This window comes from Parapedobacter luteus (assembly GCF_900168055.1).
In the GTDB taxonomy this organism is placed as follows: domain Bacteria; phylum Bacteroidota; class Bacteroidia; order Sphingobacteriales; family Sphingobacteriaceae; genus Parapedobacter; species Parapedobacter luteus.
In genome coordinates, this window is sequence record NZ_FUYS01000005.1 from 303,765 (window position 1) to 325,723 (window position 21,959).

Below are 21,959 nucleotides of genomic sequence, written 5' to 3' on the forward strand. Positions count from 1 at the left end.
CCATAATTGCATAAATAAATAAAAAAGAACCCTATGATGAGAAGGTTGGTTTTGATGGCAATGACGGTATTGCCGACAGTGGGATTTGCGCAGGATGATTTTACAATTACGGCCAAAGTCGGCAGTTTAAACGCACCGGCTAAAGCTTACTTGAGTTACCGCACGGGCACCGGCACTGTATTGGACTCTGTGGATGTCGCTGATGGTCGGTTTAAGTTTCACGGCAGCGTGGAAGCGCCATCTCGGGCGCTGGTACTCCTCGCTCATGAGGGGGGCGATATCCGCGAAATGGATGATCCCGATCGGGTGGAGCTCTATTTAGAGAAGGGGGCCATTACGATTACAGCGGACGACTCACTAAGTGGTGCTTCAGTAAAAGGAGGCGATATTAATAAGGATTTCCTCGTTTATCGGTCGCACTCGGCACCCGTACAGGAGAAAATGGGTGACCTTATAGAGCGGTATGCCGCGGCATCGGATAGCCAGAAGCAGGATCCTGCATTTGTACAAGCGCTGCAAATGGAAGCCATGACTATCCAGGAAGAGCAGAAAGCCGTTGATTTCAAATATATCGCCGATTATCCGGCAAGCGTTGTGAGTCTGGATCTGCTCTTTCCTTATGTTGGTTCGGAACCGGTGCAGGAGGTGATCGAACCTGCATTCAATGGGCTTTCGGCGGCGTTGAAAACTTCGGACAAGGGCAAAATCATTGCTGAGCAGTTGGAAAATCTTAAGCGCGTAGGGATTGGTGCCATAGCCCCTGATTTTACACAACCGGATACCGCTGGCAATCCGGTGGCCTTGTCGTCATTGCGGGGCAAATATGTGTTGGTCGATTTTTGGGCGAGCTGGTGTACCCCCTGCAGGCACGAAAATCCCAATGTGGTGGCGGCATATCAAGCATACAAGGACAAGAATTTTACCGTATTCGGCGTATCGCTCGATCGGCCAGGGCAGAAAGAGGCGTGGCTGAAAGCGATTCATGATGATGGCTTGCAGGACTGGCCACATGTATCTGAACTGAAGTGGTGGCAGTCTGATGTTGTTGAGCAATATGCGATTCAGGGTATCCCCGCAAATTTTCTACTTGACCCGGAAGGCAAAATTGTAGCTAAAAACCTCCGCGGGCCGGAGTTGCACGCAAAACTGGCCGAGTTATTAGACTGACCGCAGCGTAAGCCGCTCGCCGAGATATCAAAAGCCGCCTCTTTCCTAAGGGCGGCTTTCATTTTGGTATACTGTTTTGACCTGGTGCCCGACCTCGCTTGTTGAATGCGGATGCATCCTGCCGGACCAAAAATTCGGAAATGGATAAAAATGGTAAAATACCATAGTATTCGGTCAAAATATAATCAAAAGCTTTGGCTATTTTTGGAAATTCTAATCAATAAAAACCAATCGCTGGCATAGCCGGAAATAGGGCATTTATATCGAATTGACCTACGATCTTTTTGTTTTTGCATATGAATCGACATGTAACGTTGGACGAGGAGCTACTAAAGCGATTGAAAAAAGGTGACCAAGACGCGTATGCATTCTTATATAAGGAATACTATGTCTTACTTTGTGCCTATGCATTTAAATTTGTGCACGATCACCTGACATCCGAATCCATCGTCAATGACGTGGTATATACCATCTGGAAAAACAGAGAAAACCTGATGATTGAGAAAACGCTGCGCAGCTACCTGGTGCGTGCGGTAAAGAATAGATGTATCAACCACCTCAACCAGCAGAAGCTGCAGCAGACACTACGAGACCAGATCTTGCTGGAGCATTCCTTCGTCAACAACGAAAACAGTTTTGAGAAACTGATCCTCCGCGAATTGGAAGACCGGCTGGAATCGGCGTTGAGGCAACTGCCTGAGCTCACCGAAACGATTTTCCGGAAAAGCCGGTTCGAGCAGTTGAGATATCAGGAGATTGCCGATGAACTTAAGGTTTCGATTGATGTCGTTAAGTATCACATCAAAAGTGCCCTTTCGGCATTGCGTGTTGCCTTGAAGGATTTCTTGTTTTTATTGCTGTTGTTAAATTTTTTTTAATTTTCATTTACCCGCTTTTAATTTTCACTTGTCTACTAAACGTAATCAGAAAATGATAGAAAACAAGTCCTTTTGGAAGACGTTGATCACGGGCTTTTTGGCCGATGAACTGACTGTGGAGGAACAACGGAAACTAAAAGACTGGCTCGACGCTTCCATAGACCACCGGGCTTATTTTCAGGAGCTTGAAAAGCTTTGGTTTGCGAGTGATTTACCTGCTAACCAATACAACTATAACACAGATGCAGCGTGGAGCCAGTTCAGGGGTCGTATTGAAGAAGAGACGGTCGTCGCGCCGCCGCGCCATCCGTCAAAGCGATTGTTCTTTAACAGGCTGTTGCCGTATGCGGCCGTCTTGGTGCTCGGGTTTATTGCCGGTTTCCTGTCACTTAAGTGGGTCAACCGAGATACCAGCCAGCGGGTACCAGTGGTGATGAGTACGCCGAAAGGGTCGAAGTCGAGGGTTACCCTGACTGACGGAACAGTGGTTTTCCTGAATGCGGATTCCCGGCTGGTACTGGCGCCAGGGTTCGGGAACAGCGAACGGCGCGTGCAGTTGGATGGAGAAGCCTACTTTGAGGTGGCAAAAGATACCAAGCGCCGGTTTGTGGTAGAAACCGATGGTGTGGAGGTGAGCGTGCTGGGTACGAAATTCAATCTCCAGAACTATGGTGAAGCCGATAAGCTAGCACTCCAACTGTTGGAAGGGGCTGTGCAGATGGCCTTAGATGGCAAGGAGAAAATTATACTGAAGCCAAACGAAGAGGCAGTATTGCTGAAGGCGACCAACCAGGTCGTTGTCAACGAACGGAACGCCGCTGATGCCATTAAATGGACGGAAGGTAAGCTTGTTTTTGATTCCATACCTTTCCGCGAGATTAAAACCGTTTTGGAGCGGAACTACGGCGTGGAGATACAGGTCCATGACCATAAATTGAATGACCGGATTTTCTTCGGTGAGTTCGAAAACGGCGAAACTATCGAGCAAGTGCTCAATGTGATTACTGCGGACGGCATGTACCGATACACGATAAAAAAGAACAAAATTAATATATATAAATTATGAGGAAATACTGACAAAGCAACAACAAGAGACACGAGTTACGCGGTCGCCAATTGTAAATTCATTTAATTAAACTGTATTAACCAATGATTAAAAATAAACTTTTCGCAAAGTTTAAGGGTTTCCCTTTGCCTTTAACTTCGAGAATCTGGACCTTATTGATGATATGCCTGACTTCCTTTTCGGTGCTGGCTTCGTCCATCTCACTGAACAAACGGGTGTCTATCCGGGCGGAAAACAAGACCATCAAGTACATTCTGAAAGAGATCAAACGACAAACAAACTATTCGTTTTGGTATGATGTGGAGCTTATCAATAATACCAAAAAAGTAACCATGCATGTTGAAAACGGCACACTGGAGGATGTGCTTGGGCAGCTTTGCACGCAATACGGGCTGGAGTTTAAGGTCAACGAAAATCACATTGTCCTCTTACCCAAGCGCCATGCACCACGGTCCGATAAGGCTGCGCTCGCAGATGGAGCGCCCCTCAACCGTCAGCAGGAACTATATAAGGGATACGTGCGAGATCAATCGGGCGAGCCCGTGGGTGGGGTGACCATCAAGGTAGAAGGCACCTCAAGTGCTACGACAGCCACTGACGAAAACGGGCAATTCCAGTTTTCTGCAGTACCCGGCGGTACCGTTACATTCAGCCATTTGGCGTATCATACCAATTCGTTTACGCTTGGCGAGGCTACCACCCTCAATGTTGTGTTGGAGCTGATAGACCAAGCCTTGGAAGAAGTGGTGATCGTTGGTTACGGCGCGCAAAAGAAAGTAAACCTTACCGGTTCGGTAGCAGCCATCAATGCTGAAGCGATCAATGACATCCCATCATCCAGCCTTTCAAACGCGCTGAGCGGCCGGATGTCGGGCGTATTGATTACACAGAGCGTCGGCAAACCCGGGGCAACATCGAACATCAAGGTCCGGGCAGACGGCACGTGGAATTCGGCGGCGCCATTGTACGTCATCGACGGTGTGGTGCGCGATAAGTTTGCATTTGATGGGCTGGATGCATCTGAAGTTGAAAACATCTCCATTCTTAAGGACGGTGCATCGGCCGCCATTTACGGTTCGCGAGCTGCAAATGGTGTCATTTTGGTCACCACCAAACGCGGTAAGGTGGGCAAACCCGTCATCAGCTATACCGGTTCGTTCGGTGTCTCCGATGCCACATTGATACCGCATCGGCAGAGTGGTTATGACCAAGCCATCCTGATCAATAACAGCCTGGCCATTGATCAGATCCCCACTACCGACAACCGGTACTTTACCAGCGATGAGCTGGAGTACTTCAAAAACAATCGGTGGGACTGGCTGGACGATTCATGGGTAAATCCCATTCGCAATAGGCATTCCTTGAATGTAAATGGCGGTTCGGAACACGTCCGTTTTTTTGTGGGCGGCACTTACTATAATGAAACCGGTTCTTTCAGGAATTTAGATTTTGATCGTTATAACCTCCGGGGCAATTTGGAAGCCAATATCACCGAAAACCTGACCGCTTCGCTCAACCTGAATATTGAAAACCGAGATGATCTGAAACCTTACTGGCGCTGGGACAGCGACAATGACAACATGGCCGACCTGTACAAAGGGCTGTTGGTCCGTTCGGAAATGATACCGCCATATATCAACGGCAGACCCAATGGCGGCTTTGTGGAATGGCATCCCTTGGAGATTCTGGCCGACCATACAGGTTATAACCGCAAACGGTACGGCAACTACGAGGCCACGCTGGCGCTGGAATACAAAGTCCCTCAGATTGAAGGCTTGAGCGTAAAGGTGATGTACAACCGTTACAACCGGCATGCGTTCATCAAGCAGTTCAACCGGCCCTACCCGCTGTATAACCCGGTAATGACCGGTGGGCACGGCCACATCGCTACGGATGAGATCGAAAGCGTGAAAATACGTAATGATGGCGATTTTCTTTTCGAGCGCTACGATCGCACAGATAATTACCAATTCAATACGATGGTCAATTACAACAATCGGTTTGGTAAGCACGACGTTGGCGCTGTGTTTGTTTATGAGCAAGCGGAAGGCATGCTCGATTGGTTCAACGGGCAGCGGAACTTTTTTATCTCCTCTGCGGTAGACCAATTCTATGCAGGCAGCCCCGACGCCATTAACTCTACGGTAAACGGTACCGGTGAGGAATTTGGCCGCCTTTCGTATGTTGGCCGGCTAAACTACGGGTACGACGGCAAGTACCTCATCGAAGCTTCTTTCCGTTATGACGGGTCGGCAAATTTTGCGCCCAGCCAGCGTTGGGGATTCTTCCCGTCAGTATCGGGTGCATGGCGTATCTCTGAAGAATCTTTTTTCAAAAACAATGTCCGGTTTTTTGACGAAGCCAAGCTGCGCGCTTCGGTCGGACTGTTGGGCAACGATGCCGTGGGTGGATGGCAATGGCTGCAAATGTATAACTTCGTGAGCGGGTCAACACCGGTAACAGGAGCCCAGTTTGGGAATCTCAGTAGCGGCATCGTGGCCGGCGTGGTGCCCAACCCGAACATTACGTGGGAGAAATCGCTGAATTATAACGTAGGTCTGGACACCCGGTTCTTGCAAAACAAAATGTCGCTGACGGTGGATGGATTTTACAAAAAAACCTACGACATCCTCGGGGCGCGCATGGAAAGCCTCCCGACCACCTTCGGAGCCGCCATGCCTGCGGAGAATTATGCGAAGATAAATGCCTACGGCTTCGAATTAGAATTTGCATACAACGATCAAATAAGCCAGGATTTCTCCTATCAGGTAAGGGGCAATTTCGGGTATGCGACCAACAAATTGGTCCTCAAAGACGAACCTGAGAACATCCGGGCATTCCGTTCGGAAATCGGTCTCAACACCGGTCGCACGCTGGGTTATGTCGCCACCGATATCATACGCACGCAAGCCCAACTGGATGCCCTTCCTGACGGGTACACGATATTCGGTCAGAAACCGGAGCTAGGTATGCTGAACTACCAGGACTTGCGTGGTGCCACTTCTGACACGCCGGACGGGAAAATCGATGAGCACGACATGGACTGGATAGTGAACCGTACCATCCCTCCGGTAAACTACGGTTTACTGCTTGGGGCCAAATGGAGGAACCTGGCGTTTGAGGTATTCGTACAGGGCGTTGCCGGCAATGACGTGCTGATCAACCAACGGAGCATCGAAGCTCGCCCGCATGTGACCAACTTCGATTTCTGGACAGATCACTGGACGGCCGAAAACCCCAATGCCAGTTTTCCGCGACCGGGCCGGAATACTGCCGACGCCCCTTCTACATTTTGGGTGAGGGACGGGTCTTTCGCCCGGCTGAAGAACCTCCGGGTCTCGTATGATTTACCTGCCGACTGGCTCCGTAAAATCGCCGTTTCACAACTGCGGGTATTCTTGAATGGTGATAACCTATTTTTGCTGCAAAACAACGTGAAGTATTTTGATCCCGAAAACTCCAGTATCATAGCGTATCCCTTGATGAAGAGTTATACAGTAGGTGTTAACCTTAATTTTTAATGACGACATGAAAAGGAACTTAATCTATTATACAATCCTTACCGGAGCTTTGGCCTTGACAGGGTGTAGCAAAGTCCTCGACAAACGAAACCTGTCGGCCGTTTCAGACGACCTCGTTTGGAACGACGAGAATTATGCAGAAGCATTCCTGAACAAACTATACCTTGACAATCTTCCGTCATGGGACGTCGAAGTATCTTCCTATTCGGACGAGGCGTCACCCGAAGTTGGCAACTCAGCTATTCTGTACGGGCAACTAATCACGACTTCAATAGACGAGTGGTATTATGATCAAATCAGGTCTATCAACTTACTGATGGCCAACGTAGACAAAAGTAGTTTGGGCGCTGAGGTGAAAAACAGCTTTAAGGCACAGGCGGCCGTGCTCCGGGCATGGCGTTACTTTGAGATGGTACGCTTATATGGCGGGGTGCCCTTGGTGCTGCATCCCCAAGAACTTACGGAAGACCTTTCCGTCTCGCGTGCCAGCGCCTCCGATTGCATAGATGCTATCCTTGCTGATTTGGAGTTTGCTGAAGCCTACCTGCCTTGGCGATGGACGGGCAATGACGAGGGACGTTTCACTAAAGCCGTCGTCCAAGCGCTGAAAGGCCGTGTGCTGCTGTACTACGCAAGCCCCCAGTTCAACCCCAATCAAGACCAGGACCGCTGGACAGCATCATACAATGCCAATAAGCGAGCAAAGGAGGAATTGGCAGCGGAGGGTTATGGTTTGTATGAAAGCTACGCTAATCTTTGGTTTGACGAAATGAATAAGGAAGTGATTTTCGTGAAACGTTTCCAGGAACCTACCGTCGTCCATAGCTGGGATGCAAGCACCCGTCCGCTATCCGAGGCTCAGAACTTCTCGGGGGCCAACCACCCGACGTGGGATATGGTGGCGTCATATCCGATGGCATCCGGTGCGGCCATTGACGATCCAGATTCGGGTTATGATCCAATTTACTATTGGAAGAACCGCGATCCGAGGTTCGATGCGACCATCGCCTATAACGGCGTGTTGTGGGAACTGAGTGGCAAAAGCGGCAGAAGACAATGGACCTATGAGGGAGCCGAGGCCAATGCGCCTACGCTATCGGGGTTCTATTGCCGCAAAGCCGTCAATGTAGGTTATACGCCTTATTTTACCGAAAGAAGCAGTACCGATTGGATCGAGCTGCGTTATGCCGAAGTGCTGCTGAATTTCGCCGAGTCGGCGGTAGAGACCGGCCGGTTGGATGAAGCGTATGACGTGCTCAAGCAGATTAGGCACCGTGCCGGTATCGCTCCGGGCAGTGAGCAGCTTTATGGCCTGAAAGCTGGTATGGGTAAAGCTGAACTGATTGCGGCCATTATGCTGGAACGCAAACTGGAGTTTGCTTTTGAAGGCAAGCGCTACTGGGATCTCCGGAGAAGGAAGCTGTTTGAACAAGAGTTGAACGGCAAGCGCCGCAAGGGATTGCTGCCGAAGCTGAAGGTTTCAAACGCCGAGTTCGAACGGGTAAAAGATCAAGTTGATTTGAACACCCAATATCATTTATATTTTGAAGACGAAATCATCAATGTGGACAGGGTGTTTGATATCAATTTCCGGGATAACTATTACTTTTATGCCCTCCCGAATAGACACTTGGAAACTAACGCTAACCTGGAACAGACTATCGGTTGGGAAGGTGGTACATTCGACCCCTTGAAATAGCCCGAAGCGGCATGTATGCAAGGAATAGACAATACAAAATAAAACGAAAAACAGGCGATATGCGTATGACACGATTCGGTATCAAAAAGGCGGCCTTGGCTGTTATACTGACGATGGCCATCCACCTCGTGATGGCAACGGACTTAAAGACCGCACAAACCCAGGTCAGCATCGATGAAAAGGGCTTTTACCGTTCCATCAAGGTTGCGGGGCAGGAAATTCTGGGGGCAGGCTCCTACCCGCTCCTTTCGGCAGCGAAGGGCAACCAGATCGTATTGCCCCGTGCATTGGATGTGCGTGGCAACCGTTTTGTGCTGACGATGGAAGACGGACAAACAATCGAACTGCTGGTTGAACAGGCCTCGCAAGCCATAACCTATGAGGTTACCCGGATCAGTGATGATTACCGTTTGGTGGTCTTCGGTCCGCTTAAGGTCTCGTTATGCGAGGTTGTTGGCGAAATCGTGGGTGTAGCGCAGCAGGGCGACATTGCGTTCGCCATGCAATCCCTGCACATCAAGACCAATGGTGGGATCCCGCAGGAATATGCTGATCAGTACAGTGAGCAGTTTGCTTATACCGGTGCAAATACCGAACTCTCCGTGGCCAGCATACCGTTTTACAATTTGGCAGCTGTTGACGCGGGCGATGGCACGGTGTTCCAGCTGTCAAGCCGTGACCGCCAAAATGTGGAGTACCGGCAAGTGCAACAGGTAAGCCGGTCGCTCACGCTGCCTGTGGTTGGTGCCGATGGCCGCATTGTGGGTTCGAAGATTGCGCTCTTTGGAGACTTGCGCACATCAATCCTTGACCGCATAGGCAACGTTGAGATCGAACAGGGATTGCCTCACCCGCTCATCGAGGGCGAGTGGGACAAAGTATCGCGTGCCTCAATGGGGTCTTACCTCATTTCCAATTTTTCAGCTGAAGATTTTGATTTTGTCTTGGATAAAGCCGAACGTGCCGGTTTCAAGCATGTATACCATACAGACCCGTTCGAAACCTGGGGGCATTTCCGGTGGAAGCCCGCATTTGTCAAGGATGGAGACCACGGAGTGAAGGCGCTTGTAGATCGCGCCAAGGCCAGGGATATTCATGTGGGGGTGCATACCCTCACCAATTTTTTGACGACGAATGACCCATACGTCACACCCGTGCCAAGCAAGAAGCTGTTGAAACAGGGGGAACTGACCTTAACACATGACCTGGACGAAACGCAGACCGAACTGGAGATTATGCATTCGGATTTATTTGACATGCCGCTCTCACTGAATGCATTGCAGATTGATGACGAATTGATTACCTTCGGTAAAGTAACCCAAGCGGGTGACCGGATCAAACTGACCGGATGTACGCGGGGCGCATTCGGCACCCAAAAAGCCGCTCATACCAAGACCAGCACCCTATACAAGTTGTGGGATTACCCGTACAAAACGCTGTTTCCTGATTTGGAACTTCAGGATGAATTCGCGCACAGGCTGGCCGAGATTTTCAACCGTACCGGGCTTAGGCAAATTTCATTTGATGGCTTGGAGGGCAGCATGTATACCGGTCATGACTATTACGCAACAGCCCGGTTCATTACGGCGTATTACAATAAGCTGGAAGATCAGGCGAATTTAGTTAATGATGCTAGCCGGTTGGATCATTATTTATGGCATATCCATACGCGGATGAATTGGGGCGAGCCTTGGGGCGAGGAAATGCGCAAAGGGCAAGTGGAAAACCGCATCAAAAACCAGGATTTTTTTAAGCGGAACTTGTTCCCACGCATGCTGGGGTGGTTTTTGGTACGGTTGGCCGAACGCCAATTCGAGGCCACGACATTAGAGGATCTGGAGTGGGCGCTGTCTGAATCGGCCGGCTTCGATGCGGGTTATGCCATGAGCATCAATATGCGTACACTTAAGCGTCACGGTCAAATCGACCTGCTATTGGACGCCATGAAAAATTGGGATGAACTGCGTTTCGCTCAGGCGTTCTCGACGGAGCAGATGGAACGGCTTAAAGATCCTGAAACGGAATGGCACCTTCAGAAGCTTGACGACCACAATTTTCTGCTCTATCCGCTGCATATCTCTGAACGCTATCGTTGCAATCTTGCCGAAATGCAGCCGGGGCAACCCGGCGGGGCGGATTGGTCGTGGTATACGCCCTATGAAAGCACCTATGCGCTACGCCTGAAAGTGGAGGGTGAAGGAGCGATCTCTAATCCTTCTTTTACCACTACGCGCGGTGTTATCAAGGTCGAGGGCACGATTGAAGCGAACCAATACCTTCTGCTTGATCACGAGGGCAACGCCACCGTGACCGACCAGAATTATAACGTATTGAGCCGGCCGGCAGTACATGGCAAGGCCATATTGGCTGAAGGATCCAGTAGCATAGCGTTTGCCTGCGATGTGGAGGATGATAGCACGCCGGAAGTCGTCGTGCGGTACATCACCCGGGGTAAGCCGGAAAAGATCGTGAAGCGCTGAATGGCTTGGACGTGACGCGGATATGGTCGTATCGGCTATCTCAAAAACAACGTGCCCCCAGGAGTTTATTGACTGCTGGGGGCATATCAATAGCCGCTACGAAGATAGGATGTCGACGATCCGGAGTAAATTGTCGTTAATCGCGCCAATGTGTTTTATGGCTTTATTGAAGGGGGTAAACGCAATCTGGCCATGCACCAACCCTGCCATTTCGCCCCGCCGGCCTTCCATCAAGGCCTCTACGGCGGCTACTCCCAGACGGCTGGCCAACACGCGATCCATGCATGACGGGCTACCGCCTCGCTGGATATGCCCGAGGATAGAGACGCGCAGGTCGTAGTGCGGAAAACGTTCCTTGATGCGTTCTGCGACGGCGAAAGCGCCACCAGCTTCGTCGCCTTCAGCCACGATGATCACCCGAGAGGCCTTATTTTTGCGCGTCCGATCCAGCCTGTCCATCATGGCTTCGTAATCTACCTTGATTTCCGGGATGAGCACACACTCTGCCCCTACGCTGATGCCCGACCGTAAGGCAATCAGTCCGGAATCACGACCCATCACTTCGACGACGAATACCCTGTCGTGGGATTCAGCGGTATCGCGGATTTTATCTACCGCTTCAATGACCGTATTGATGGCAGTATCATAGCCAATGGTAAAATCCGTCCCTGCCAGATCGTTGTCAATCGTGCCGGGCAACCCAATGACAGGAATGTTGTACTCTTCGATAAATTTGGCCGCGCCGGTGAATGTTCCGTCACCGCCGATGGCCACCAGACCATCGATACCATGCTTTTGCAGATTTTCGAACGCCCTGCGGCGGCCTTCCTCGGTTCGAAACTCGTCGCTGCGTGCGGTTTTCAGGATGGTTCCTCCCCGCTGGATAATATTGGCTACGGATTTGGCGTCCATGGAGAAAATATCGCCATGTACCATGCCGTCATAACCACGCCCGATACCGAAAACATTGAGTTTGTAATACAATCCTGTACGGACCACTGCGCGTATAGCGGCATTCATGCCCGGTGCATCTCCTCCGGATGTGAATACAGCGATGTTTTTAATGTTTGTGCTCATTGATATTAAATAGGTTTTTGTTTTACGTTTTAGGGACGGTTGGCGCGGAATGCTTCCAATCCGCTGGTCAAAAAATTAAGGTAATTCGAAACATCTTCGTTATAGGCCTGTGCAGGCACCAGTTGATTACCCTCACTGTCTACGATGACATAATAAGGTTGTGCATTCACACCAAATCTGGACTGTTGGAGATCCGACCATTTCCGGCCAACGGTGTTAATCTGCTTACCGCTGAATTCGGAAACATACTGTTCATGGGGCTCCAGTTTGGTACGGTCATCCACATACAATGAAGCAAGGATATATTCTTCTTTTAGGAGTTTTAGCACTTGGGGGTCGGGCCACACCGACTCTTCCATTTTGCGGCAGTTGACACAGCTCCACCCGGTAAAGTCAAGCAACACGGGTTTGCCGACCTGCTTGCTATACTCGAGCGCCTGTTCATAATCGTAGAAGGCGTCTATGCCATGCGGTGCATGAAAGAGGTCTCCGTATTTTTTTGCAATTCCTGCACTCGCCTGTGGCGTAGCGCCCGCAAGACGGGCTTGGTGCAGGTTGAAATCCTGCGTGGGCGACGGGGGTAACCATGCGCTCAGTGCTTTGAGCGGCGCACCCCACAATCCCGGAATCATATAAACGGTAAAGGAAAGGACGGCGATGGCAAAGAATAATCGGGGAATCGACAGGAAGGGGACATCACTGTCGTGCGAGAATTTCAGCTTGCCCAACAGGTATAATCCGAATAGTCCAAAGATGACGATCCAGATGGATAAGAACACTTCTCTATCGAGTATACGCCAATGGTAGGCGAGGTCTACATTAGATAAAAATTTAAATGCCAACGCTAACTCCAGAAATCCCAGGGAGACTTTTACGGTATTTAGCCAACCGCCTGACTTGGGCATTTCCTTTAGGAGAGACGGAAAGAAAGCAAACAACATGAATGGGATGGCCAGTGCCACTGAAAACCCCAGCATTCCCATGGCCGGTCCGAGCAGGGCTCCTTTTGATACGGCCTCCACCAATAGGTAGCCGATAATGGGGCCGGTGCAGGAAAAAGATACCAATGCCAGGGTAAATGCCATGAAAAACAGCCCTAACAAACCGCCTTTATTGGATTTTTCATCCATCTTATTGACAAAACGAGAAGGCAATGTAATTTCAAATGCGCCGAGAAACGAAATGGCAAAAATAATGATGATGACAAAAAACAGCAGGTTGAACCACGCACTGCTTGCCGCTTCATTGAGCGCAGAGGCCCCGAAAACAAGCGTAACGAGCATGCCCAATGCGACGTAAATGACAATAATGAAAAGGCCGTACAACAGGGCATTGCCTATGCCTCTCGCCCTTGTGCCACTTTGTTTGGTAAAGAATGAGACCGTGAGGGGAACCATCGGATAAATACAAGGCATAAGAAAAGCTGCAAATCCACCAATGATACCGGCAATGAATATACCCCATAGTGTCTGCGGGTTCTGATCGGAGGCATCGGCATGACCGGCCGAAGCCACTACCTCGGAAGTATCCTGACCGTCTGTAAATACGACGTCATCAGGAACGTCCATATACGTAGCTTCGGCAGTATCCTGTCCATCCGTAAACTCGACATCGTCGAAATCAATCAAGGTATCTTGAACGACTGAACGCGAAGTGGCGATGTGGATAATGCCAAGCAGGAAAAGCAAAGCAAGAGAGACTCGTTTCATGAATCTGTATACGTTAAACGGGCTGCAAACATAATAATAAAAAAAGGCAGTACACTGCCTTTACTGAATTCTTTTAATGCAGGTTATTTTACAGCCACCGTAAAGGCCACCTCATCCGGAGGGAGGCATTGCGTGGCATCACAAGCCATGAATTCGACTGTTCCTTTGACGGTGGCCGCTCCTTTCTTCAGCTTGATTTTTTGCTGGAAGACCACTTCTTTGTCGAAATAAGCGACATCCATGTCGAAGACGTCCTCGTGTTTGACTTTCGGCTTCGGCTCAGCCGGCTGGCCTACCAATGTGTAGTCCGATGACGGGGCGAACGAAAACGAAGTTTTTATGGGGCCTCCCTCTTCAACGTTTTGGGAGTAAATGTGCCAGCCGTTGTCCATGACCGCTTTCATGAAAATAACCGCCTCATTTTCGTTCAGTTTTTTAGCGCCGAACTGCCATTTTACAGGTTCCAAGATTTGTGCGGAAATACTCGTAACTGAGATAAATGAAACCGCTATTGCAAACAAGAATTTTTTCATGATATCGTTATATTATGTATTGTTTTAAGATAAGACCTTCAAACAATGTGGAGGTTTAATGCCCTGCCAGTTTACGTTCGGTATTTGCGATGCAAAGCTAACCATTCTAACTCAAATGACAAAAGCAATCTCCTTAATATCAAAGTCGACTACGTGTCCCTCAAAATCGATCTGTAACCGGCCGGCCTCTGTGACTCCTGCCAGTGCGCCAGTTACTTTCACGCCATCGACGAGGAAAGGATGTGTTTCACCAAACCGATAGAGGCGCTTCCTGTATGTTGCCAGAAGGGTGTCGAAGCTTTCCTTTTTTAGCGCCTGATACGCGTGTCCGATGTGGTTACAAAGTTCGGCTAATAATTTTGGTATATTGCTATCGTTGTGTAAAATTTGTTTGATAGACGTGACCTGCTTACTGATCGGGTCGGGGAACACGGTTTGATTGACATTGATGCCAATGCCGACAATCGCTGATTTCCAAGTCTTTCCGGCGAGGATGTTTTCGATAAGTATACCGCCGATTTTTTTGTCGCCGATGTAAATGTCGTTGGGCCATTTGATTTTCACCGGCGTTTTAAGCAGGGCTTCCAGCCATTGCGCGACAGCCAAACTGATGGCAACGGTGAGGTGGAATTGATGCTTCGGATTCAAGAAAGTTGGGGTGAGCAACAGGCTAAACGTCAGGTTTTTTCCCGGTTCGCTGTGCCAAATAGCATCCTTCTGGCCCCTGCCAGCGTACTGATCCACTGCCATTATTACAGTTCCCTCGGCAAGTGGCGTGGATTTTGACAGTTCTTTTTTTAGAAATTCGTTTGTGGAGGGAGTCCGCTGTAATGTAATAACATTTTGTCCTTCAAATAATCCTGAAAATGTGTTACTTTGCAATACGAATAAATTAAGGGGTAATATTGCCCAAAACTATAATTATTTTTAATGATAAAAAACAAAAAATCAGCCATGTCAGCTCGCATATCGGAGGCTGTTATCCACGGTATGCTGGAGAAGAAAGGGAATGAGATTGTGCGGCTTGATTTAAGAAACATCCATAGTTCGGTATCAGATTATTTCGTAATTTGCCACGCGGATTCATCTACCCAAGTCAACGCATTGGCAAAAAGTGTAGAAGAAGAGGTGTTTAAAGCCTTGAATCAGGAGCCCTGGCGGAAAGAAGGTTTGGAACACGGTGAGTGGATATTACTGGACTTTGTCGACGTAGTGGTACATATATTTAAGACAGACAAACGTAAATATTATGGCATTGAAGACCTCTGGGGCGATGCCGAATTAGAATATTATCAAAGTGCGTAATTCAAAAGAAACGAAACAAAAGAGGAAGAAAGGTATGCCTAACGGACCTGATAGAATGAAGCGAGTACCTAGCAAGAAAGTGACGCCTAAGCCGCCACGTTTCAATATTATGTGGTTGTGGGTGGCGATGATTTTCGGCTTTTTTGCGTTGCAGTATATATTTACCGACGATAAAGCAAAACAGATAACTTATCAGCAGTTTGAAGAAACGATGCTGAAGGAAGGGGATGTGGAGCGTCTGGTAGCCTACAAGCGGAATGATTTGTTTTTCGTGGAGGTGTTTATCAAAAAAGACCGCCTTTCGGACCCCAAATATCGGGATGTAAGACCAAGTGCAAACAGCCTTACGCTTACTCCCTCCACGGGGCCGCAGTATTTCTTTACGGACGGCTCCTATGACGCGTTGGAACGTAAGTTGAATGCTGCTCAGGAAGCGATGGAGCCAAGCGAACGGGTATCCCTTCGGTTGGAAGATCGGACAAACGCATGGACGGGGTGGATATTTTCCATCATGTTGCCCCTACTGCTGATTATCGTATTTTGGATATTTATCATGCGGCGTATGGGGGGCGGCGGTGCTGGCCCCGGCGGCCAGATTTTCAACATCGGAAAATCTAAAGCTACGCTTTTCGACAAAGAATCCCAGGTGGCCATCACGTTCAGTGATGTAGCAGGTCTTGAAGAGGCCAAGCAGGAAGTGATGGAAATTGTGGATTTTCTGAAAAATCCGAAGAAATACACCAACTTAGGCGGTAAGATTCCTAAAGGAGCCCTATTGGTAGGTTCTCCCGGTACGGGTAAAACGCTACTGGCAAAAGCTGTGGCAGGGGAAGCACAGGTGCCATTTTTCTCGCTTTCAGGTTCTGATTTCGTGGAAATGTTTGTCGGTGTCGGTGCGTCGCGCGTGCGGGATCTCTTCCGTCAGGCGAAAGACAAAGCGCCATGTATTATCTTCATAGACGAGATTGATGCGATTGGGCGTGCGCGTGGGAAGAACAGTGTGATGGGCGGCAATGACGAACGGGAGAATACACTGAACCAGCTGCTCGTGGAAATGGATGGCTTTGGGACAGACTCCGGTATCATTATCATGGCCGCAACCAATAGGCCTGATGTCCTGGATTCCGCATTGCTGCGTCCCGGACGGTTTGACCGCCAGATATCGATTGACAAACCCGATTTGGTAGGGCGCGAGCAAATTTTCAAGGTGCACCTGAAGCCATTGAAATTGGCCGCAGAAGTGGATGCTAAGAAGTTATCTGCCCAGACCCCCGGCTTCGCGGGAGCCGAAATAGCAAACGTGTGTAATGAAGCGGCGCTTATTGCGGCCAGGCGTAATAAGGCTTCGATTGATATGCAGGATTTTCAAGACGCAATAGACCGTGTAATCGGTGGCTTGGAAAAGAAAAATAAAATCATCTCACCGGAAGAAAAACGTATCGTTGCTTTCCATGAGGCAGGACATGCCATTGTAGGCTGGTTTCTCGAACACGCCGACCCCTTGGTGAAGGTTTCGATCGTACCCCGGGGCGTTGCGGCGCTGGGTTATGCGCAATACCTGCCGAAGGAGCAATTTTTGTATACGACTGAGCAACTGATCGACGGCTTGTGCATGACCATGGGCGGCCGCGTGGCTGAAGACATTACATTCGGCAAAATTTCGACCGGAGCACAGAATGATTTGGAACGCATTACCAAATTGGCCTACGCCATGGTTGCCGTGTATGGGATGAATCCGCGTGTAGGCAACGTCTCGTTCAATGATAGTCAGGAAAACCAGTTTCAGCGGCCATATTCCGAAAAAACGGCCGAACTGATCGACGAGGAAGTACGCAAGTTGATAGCGGAAATCTATGACAAGACCAAGAAACTGCTGCTTGACAAGCAGGACGGACTGATTGCGTTGGCCGAAAAGCTCCTTGAGAAAGAAATCCTTTTTCAAGCTGATTTGGAGCAAATATTGGGCAAGCGCCCCTTTGATCACCGGACAACCTATGACGAGTTTGTCAATGGCGAACGCGGGGAAGGCGATCAAAGCAAAGCTGCCAAAAGTTTGGTGCATGATGGCGTAGGGGATAATTCGGGAACGTTCGAAAAGCGATCTGCCGAGGAAGAAACCAAAGGCTCGGAAGACTAAGTGGACAGTCTACGGGTGAGTAATAGATTGAGAGCTTGCTTTGCAAAAAAACACAAAGACCACGACGGCCAAGGAGCGCATGCTGAAAAAGATCCGGCATGCGCTGCTTCAAAAGCGGGAAGCCCCCTATCCCAATTTTGAAGAGGCTGAGTTGCACCCTAAAGAGTCTGAGCCGATTGATGTACTTTTCGCCCAGCGGTTTACCGATGTGGCAGGCAAATTCGTCTATTGTGAAGATGAGATAAGTTTTATCGAAAACCTAATTTCCTTGGCTGAACGCGAAAAGCTCCGAAGGATGTACGCTTGGGAGCCCGCTGTGCAGCAGCTGCTGGATAAATATGGTTTTCCGTTTTACCGTACCGAAAGGGACCTTGACCAAATAGAAGCAGGCATCACCACGTGCGAAGCGCTCATCGCGCGGTCGGGCAGCATCCTGGTAAGTAATGGGAACGCTTCCGGGCGCCGGCTGGCTATCTATCCGCATGTGCATGTAGTGATGGCCTTCGCCTCACAGTTGGTGATGGATATTAAAGACGGGTTGTCGCTCATGCAACGCCGGTATGCCGAAGGCCTTCCGTCCCTAATCAATGTCATCACCGGACCGAGCCGCACAGCGGATATCGAGAAGACTCTTGTTCTTGGGGCGCATGGACCTAAAGAGGTGTATGTCTTTTTGTTGGAAGATAGACCGATGTAGGGTTAACTCTTAACTGCCTTGATCAAATTGTTATCTTTTCTTGCGTGTTGTTTACTAAATAAATTAGTATATTTGCATGTATGGATACGATACAAAACCCCGAATATTTCAAAGGTCGTGGGGCGCAGGTCAATACATATAATAAGTTTGCCGCACAACGATATGTGGCCGAACATGTGGAGGGGCTGGATGAGGAATTTTTGGAAAACACGTCTACCCAGCTGATTGATGAGCATGCGAAGAAGATCATCAGTGTGAATGACAGCCCGGATTTATCGTTGGGTTATTCGTTGAATCCGTATCAAGGATGCGAACACGGGTGTATCTATTGCTATGCACGGAATGCGCATGAGTACTGGGGATATAGTGCAGGCCTGGATTTTGAACGTAAGATTATTGTCAAACGAAACGCTGCCGAATTGTTGGAACGGCAGTTTAATGCTAAGGGGTATAAGCCCCAACCAATTATGCTTTCGGGTAATACGGACTGTTACCAGCCCATTGAGCGTAAATTGAAGATTACCCGAGCACTTTTGCAAATCATGCTATCGTATCGCCATCCGGTATCCATCATCAGCAAAAATAATCTAATCCTCCGGGATATCGATATCCTGTCCCAACTGGCGGAACTCCAGCTGGTGCACGTCGCCTTGTCCATCAATTCGTTGAATGAAGATCTCCGGCAGAAAATGGAGCCGCGTACCGTTACGGCTAAAGGGCGGCTGCAGGTTATCCGTAAGCTCAGCGACGCGAACATCCCGGTGATGGTGATGTGTGCACCTATCGTACCCGGGCTGAACAGCGATGAGATGCCGGAGGTCATCAAAGCAGCGGCCGATCATGGTGCCAGCGGTGCCGGGTATACCATCGTGAGGCTAAATGGAGCTATTGGTGAATTGTTTACCGATTGGGTGTACAAAGCATATCCAGACAGGGCTGAGAAGGTGCTGCATAGCATCGCTGCGTGCCACGGGGGAAAACTAAACGACAGCCGCTGGAGCGTGCGCATGCGGGGCGAAGGCGAATTGGCGGAGAGCATCAGGCAATTGTTCAAAATAAGTGTAAAACGGTATCTGGCCGGGGCGACGATGCCGGATCTGAGGTTGGATTTATTCGCTCCCAAAGGAGGAAAACAATTGGATTTGTTTTAATGGCGGATAATTTTTCTTACTTTCGACACATGAACATCATGGCATGAGAGACTACTTGATTAATACACCTGTGGCAAGTATCATTTTTGCCTTTACCATTGTCACAAGCATTTATACGTTTTCGAACCACCAGCTCTTTGGGAGATTCATGCTTCACCCTTATAGCATAAGCAAGGGAAGGAAGCTTTATACCTTGCTGACCAGTGGCCTTATCCATCGGGATTGGGGGCACCTGCTGTTCAATATGCTTACGTTTTATTTTTTTGGATTTCCCTTAGAGATGCTGCTGGCTAGCCTGAGCACTTGGGGGCATGTGCAGTTTGCAGTGATTTATATATTGGGACTGGTGCTTAGTGACGTCGGAACGGTCGTCAAGGAGCGCAATAACCCGGTGTATTACAGCCTGGGGGCTTCTGGAGCCATTTGCGCGATCCTATTCAGCTTCATCCTTTTCGACCCGAAGATGATGCTGGGTGTTTTCTTTTTTATTCCGATGCCTGCCTGGATATTCGGCATACTTTTCCTGGGCTACTGCGTGTGGGCTTCACGAAACGCACGGGATAGCATCAACCATGATGCTCATTTTTACGGCGCCGTCTTTGGCATCATTCTCACTATCCTTTTTTATCCGGGAGTAATCCAGCATTTTATCAAACAGTTTACCGGCGCTTAGTGTGGTGACAACACTAATTTAATTTATTCAATGCCAGTTGGATAGGAGCGCATAATGAAATTTAACACGTAAATGTCATCCCTTGGTATTGATATTTTACGATTAATATTTACATTAGCTCACTTTATAAGCTTAACCTTGATTTAAATAAGGCACAATGAAAACCTTAGCGACGTCAGATTATATTGTATTTTTATGTTATTTTATCCTTATTTCAGGCTATGGCCTTTGGATTTATTACCGCAAGAAATCCAAAGAACTGAATACAAAGGACTATTTTTTAGCTGAGGGGTCATTGACCTGGTGGGCGATCGGCGCTTCCTTGATAGCGTCCAACATTTCGGCAGAACAGTTTATTGGTATGAGCGGCGATGGGTTTAAGCTGGGCTTGGCCATTGCTGCCTACGAATGGTTAGCGGCAGCTACTTTAATTATTGTCGCCGTATTCTTCATTCCCGTTTATCTGAAGAATAAGATTTACACCATGCCGCAGTTTCTCAACCAGCGGTACAACGGAACGGTGAGCACGATTATGGCCGTATTTTGGTTATTGCTGTATGTGGTGGTCAATCTGACGTCCATCCTTTATCTGGGTGCATTGGCGGTGTCCGCCATTTCCAGCATCAATTTTACGGTATGTATGTATGGTATTGCCATTTTTGCAATATTCATTACGCTGGGCGGCATGAAGGTGATCGGTTATACCGATGTCATTCAGGTGCTGGTGCTTATTCTGGGCGGCTTGGCGACCACGTATCTTGCGCTGAATATGGTGTCCGAACACTTTGGTACGACCGGTGTGCTCAATGGGTTGGGATTGCTGCACGAGAAGGCACCTACGCACTTTGATATGATTTTCGACAAGACACAGGAACACTACATCAGCTTACCCGGCTTATCGGTACTCATTGGCGGTATGTGGATTGTGAATCTGAACTATTGGGGGTGCAATCAGTACATCACACAACGGGCATTGGGTGCGGATCTGACGACTGCCCGCAATGGTATCCTTTTTGCAGCATTTCTGAAAATGCTGATGCCTATCATCGTTGTGTTGCCGGGTATTGCAGCATGGGTGCTTTATCGTGAGGGGATTTTTCAGGAGGAGATGCTGGAGGCCGGTGCTGTGCGACCCGACAAGGCCTATCCGGTGCTGCTGAATCTGCTGCCCGTGGGATTGAAAGGGTTGGCGTTTGCGGCGTTGACGGCAGCTGTAGTGGCTTCGCTTGCTGGCAAGTCAAACAGTATTGCCACTATCTTCTCGTTGGATATTTACAAGAAAATATTCAATAAGGAAGCCAGCGAACGTACGTTGGTAAACACGGGTAAGATCACCATTGTCGTGACCATGATTCTGGCAGTAATCATTGCTCCGCACTTGGGTATTGAGAAGGGTGGATTTCAATATATTCAGGAATATACGGGCTTTGTATCGCCAGGTATCTTTGCCATGTTTATCCTTGGGTTCTTTTGGAAGAAAGCCACGTCAAATGCGGCCTTGTTTGCTACGATAGGTGGGTTTGCGCTGTCCGTTGTTTTGAAATTTTTGCCTGAATGGGTCGATTTGTCTTCTTTGTATTCAATAGGTTTTGCCGTGCCAAATGTCGCTGGCATTTACGAGATCCCTTTCCTTGATCGCATGGGAATAGTTTTTGTATTCTGCATTGTTGGAATGTTTATCATCAGTACGGTTGAAAATAAGCGGGGTGTCGTTCCTAACGGGTTGGAGGTCGATCGCAGCATGTTCAAAGTACATCCTCCGTTTCTGGTCGGCACTATCCTGATTGTTGGATTGTTGTTGGCCATCTATACGATATTCTGGTAGCAGCATGCTTGTCATCGCCAATCAGGGCGTCCCCTGGTTGG

The 21,959-nt window shown here is 48.9% G+C and carries 16 protein-coding genes; 12 read left to right on the plus strand and 4 right to left on the minus strand.

The window, feature by feature from the left end; all coding sequences use genetic code 11:
- The first annotated feature begins 33 nt into the window (after nucleotides 1–33).
- From B5X72_RS12425 to B5X72_RS20950, 6 genes are all read left to right on the plus strand, one after another.
- Nucleotides 34–1,167: a TlpA disulfide reductase family protein gene (locus B5X72_RS12425; protein WP_245826934.1), complete on the plus strand. Its 1,134-nt coding sequence runs from the start codon at nucleotides 34–36 to the stop codon at nucleotides 1,165–1,167.
- A 296-nt stretch (nucleotides 1,168–1,463) separates the two neighbouring features.
- Nucleotides 1,464–2,045 (plus strand): RNA polymerase sigma-70 factor, encoded by a 582-nt coding sequence (locus tag B5X72_RS12430; RefSeq protein WP_079717215.1) that lies wholly within the window; start codon nucleotides 1,464–1,466, stop codon nucleotides 2,043–2,045.
- A gap of 52 nt (nucleotides 2,046–2,097) precedes the next feature.
- Nucleotides 2,098–3,111 carry a FecR family protein gene (locus B5X72_RS12435; RefSeq protein ID WP_079717216.1) on the plus strand — a complete coding sequence of 338 codons (1,014 nt, stop codon included), beginning with the start codon at nucleotides 2,098–2,100 and terminating at the stop codon, nucleotides 3,109–3,111.
- A gap of 158 nt (nucleotides 3,112–3,269) precedes the next feature.
- Nucleotides 3,270–6,632, plus strand: a complete 3,363-nt coding sequence (locus tag B5X72_RS12440) for a TonB-dependent receptor (protein WP_079717217.1) — start codon at nucleotides 3,270–3,272, stop codon at nucleotides 6,630–6,632.
- 7 nt (nucleotides 6,633–6,639) lie between these two features.
- A complete protein-coding gene (locus tag B5X72_RS12445) occupies nucleotides 6,640–8,331 on the plus strand; it encodes a RagB/SusD family nutrient uptake outer membrane protein (protein ID WP_079717218.1) in 1,692 nt (563 codons plus the stop codon).
- A 59-nt stretch (nucleotides 8,332–8,390) separates the two neighbouring features.
- Entirely contained in the window at nucleotides 8,391–10,811 is a 2,421-nt protein-coding gene (locus B5X72_RS20950) for a hypothetical protein (RefSeq protein ID WP_217698138.1), read from the plus strand.
- A gap of 96 nt (nucleotides 10,812–10,907) precedes the next feature.
- Here B5X72_RS20950 and pfkA read toward each other — a convergent pair whose 3' ends face one another.
- From pfkA to B5X72_RS12470, 4 genes are all read right to left on the minus strand, one after another.
- On the minus strand, nucleotides 10,908–11,888 hold the full coding sequence (gene pfkA, locus B5X72_RS12455) for a 6-phosphofructokinase (RefSeq protein ID WP_079717219.1): 981 nt from the start codon (nucleotides 11,886–11,888) through the stop codon (nucleotides 10,908–10,910).
- Nucleotides 11,889–11,917: 29 nt separating this feature from the next.
- A complete protein-coding gene (locus B5X72_RS12460; RefSeq protein WP_079717220.1) occupies nucleotides 11,918–13,597 on the minus strand; it encodes a protein-disulfide reductase DsbD family protein in 1,680 nt (559 codons plus the stop codon).
- Nucleotides 13,598–13,680: 83 nt separating this feature from the next.
- Nucleotides 13,681–14,130, minus strand: a complete 450-nt coding sequence (locus B5X72_RS12465; protein WP_079717221.1) for a protein-disulfide reductase DsbD domain-containing protein — start codon at nucleotides 14,128–14,130, stop codon at nucleotides 13,681–13,683.
- 111 nt (nucleotides 14,131–14,241) lie between these two features.
- On the minus strand, nucleotides 14,242–15,012 hold the full coding sequence (locus tag B5X72_RS12470) for a biotin--[acetyl-CoA-carboxylase] ligase (protein ID WP_079717222.1): 771 nt from the start codon (nucleotides 15,010–15,012) through the stop codon (nucleotides 14,242–14,244).
- A 48-nt stretch (nucleotides 15,013–15,060) separates the two neighbouring features.
- On the opposite strand from B5X72_RS12470, the gene rsfS reads away from it, so the two are divergent.
- The 6 genes from rsfS (at nucleotide 15,061) to B5X72_RS12500 (ending at nucleotide 21,918) form a co-directional block, all read left to right on the plus strand.
- Complete coding sequence (gene rsfS, locus B5X72_RS12475; protein WP_079717223.1) at nucleotides 15,061–15,435, plus strand: ribosome silencing factor; 375 nt, start codon at nucleotides 15,061–15,063, stop codon at nucleotides 15,433–15,435.
- Nucleotides 15,436–15,490: 55 nt separating this feature from the next.
- Complete coding sequence (gene ftsH / locus B5X72_RS12480) at nucleotides 15,491–17,572, plus strand: ATP-dependent zinc metalloprotease FtsH (protein ID WP_079717224.1); 2,082 nt, start codon at nucleotides 15,491–15,493, stop codon at nucleotides 17,570–17,572.
- A gap of 40 nt (nucleotides 17,573–17,612) precedes the next feature.
- A complete protein-coding gene (locus B5X72_RS12485) occupies nucleotides 17,613–18,269 on the plus strand; it encodes a LutC/YkgG family protein (protein ID WP_317043114.1) in 657 nt (218 codons plus the stop codon).
- 80 nt (nucleotides 18,270–18,349) lie between these two features.
- Nucleotides 18,350–19,420: a PA0069 family radical SAM protein gene (locus tag B5X72_RS12490; protein WP_079717225.1), complete on the plus strand. Its 1,071-nt coding sequence runs from the start codon at nucleotides 18,350–18,352 to the stop codon at nucleotides 19,418–19,420.
- A 43-nt stretch (nucleotides 19,421–19,463) separates the two neighbouring features.
- Entirely contained in the window at nucleotides 19,464–20,093 is a 630-nt protein-coding gene (locus tag B5X72_RS12495) for a rhomboid family intramembrane serine protease (RefSeq protein ID WP_079717226.1), read from the plus strand.
- A 157-nt stretch (nucleotides 20,094–20,250) separates the two neighbouring features.
- Nucleotides 20,251–21,918, plus strand: a complete 1,668-nt coding sequence (locus B5X72_RS12500; protein ID WP_079717227.1) for a sodium/sugar symporter — start codon at nucleotides 20,251–20,253, stop codon at nucleotides 21,916–21,918.
- Nucleotides 21,919–21,959 lie beyond the last annotated feature (41 nt).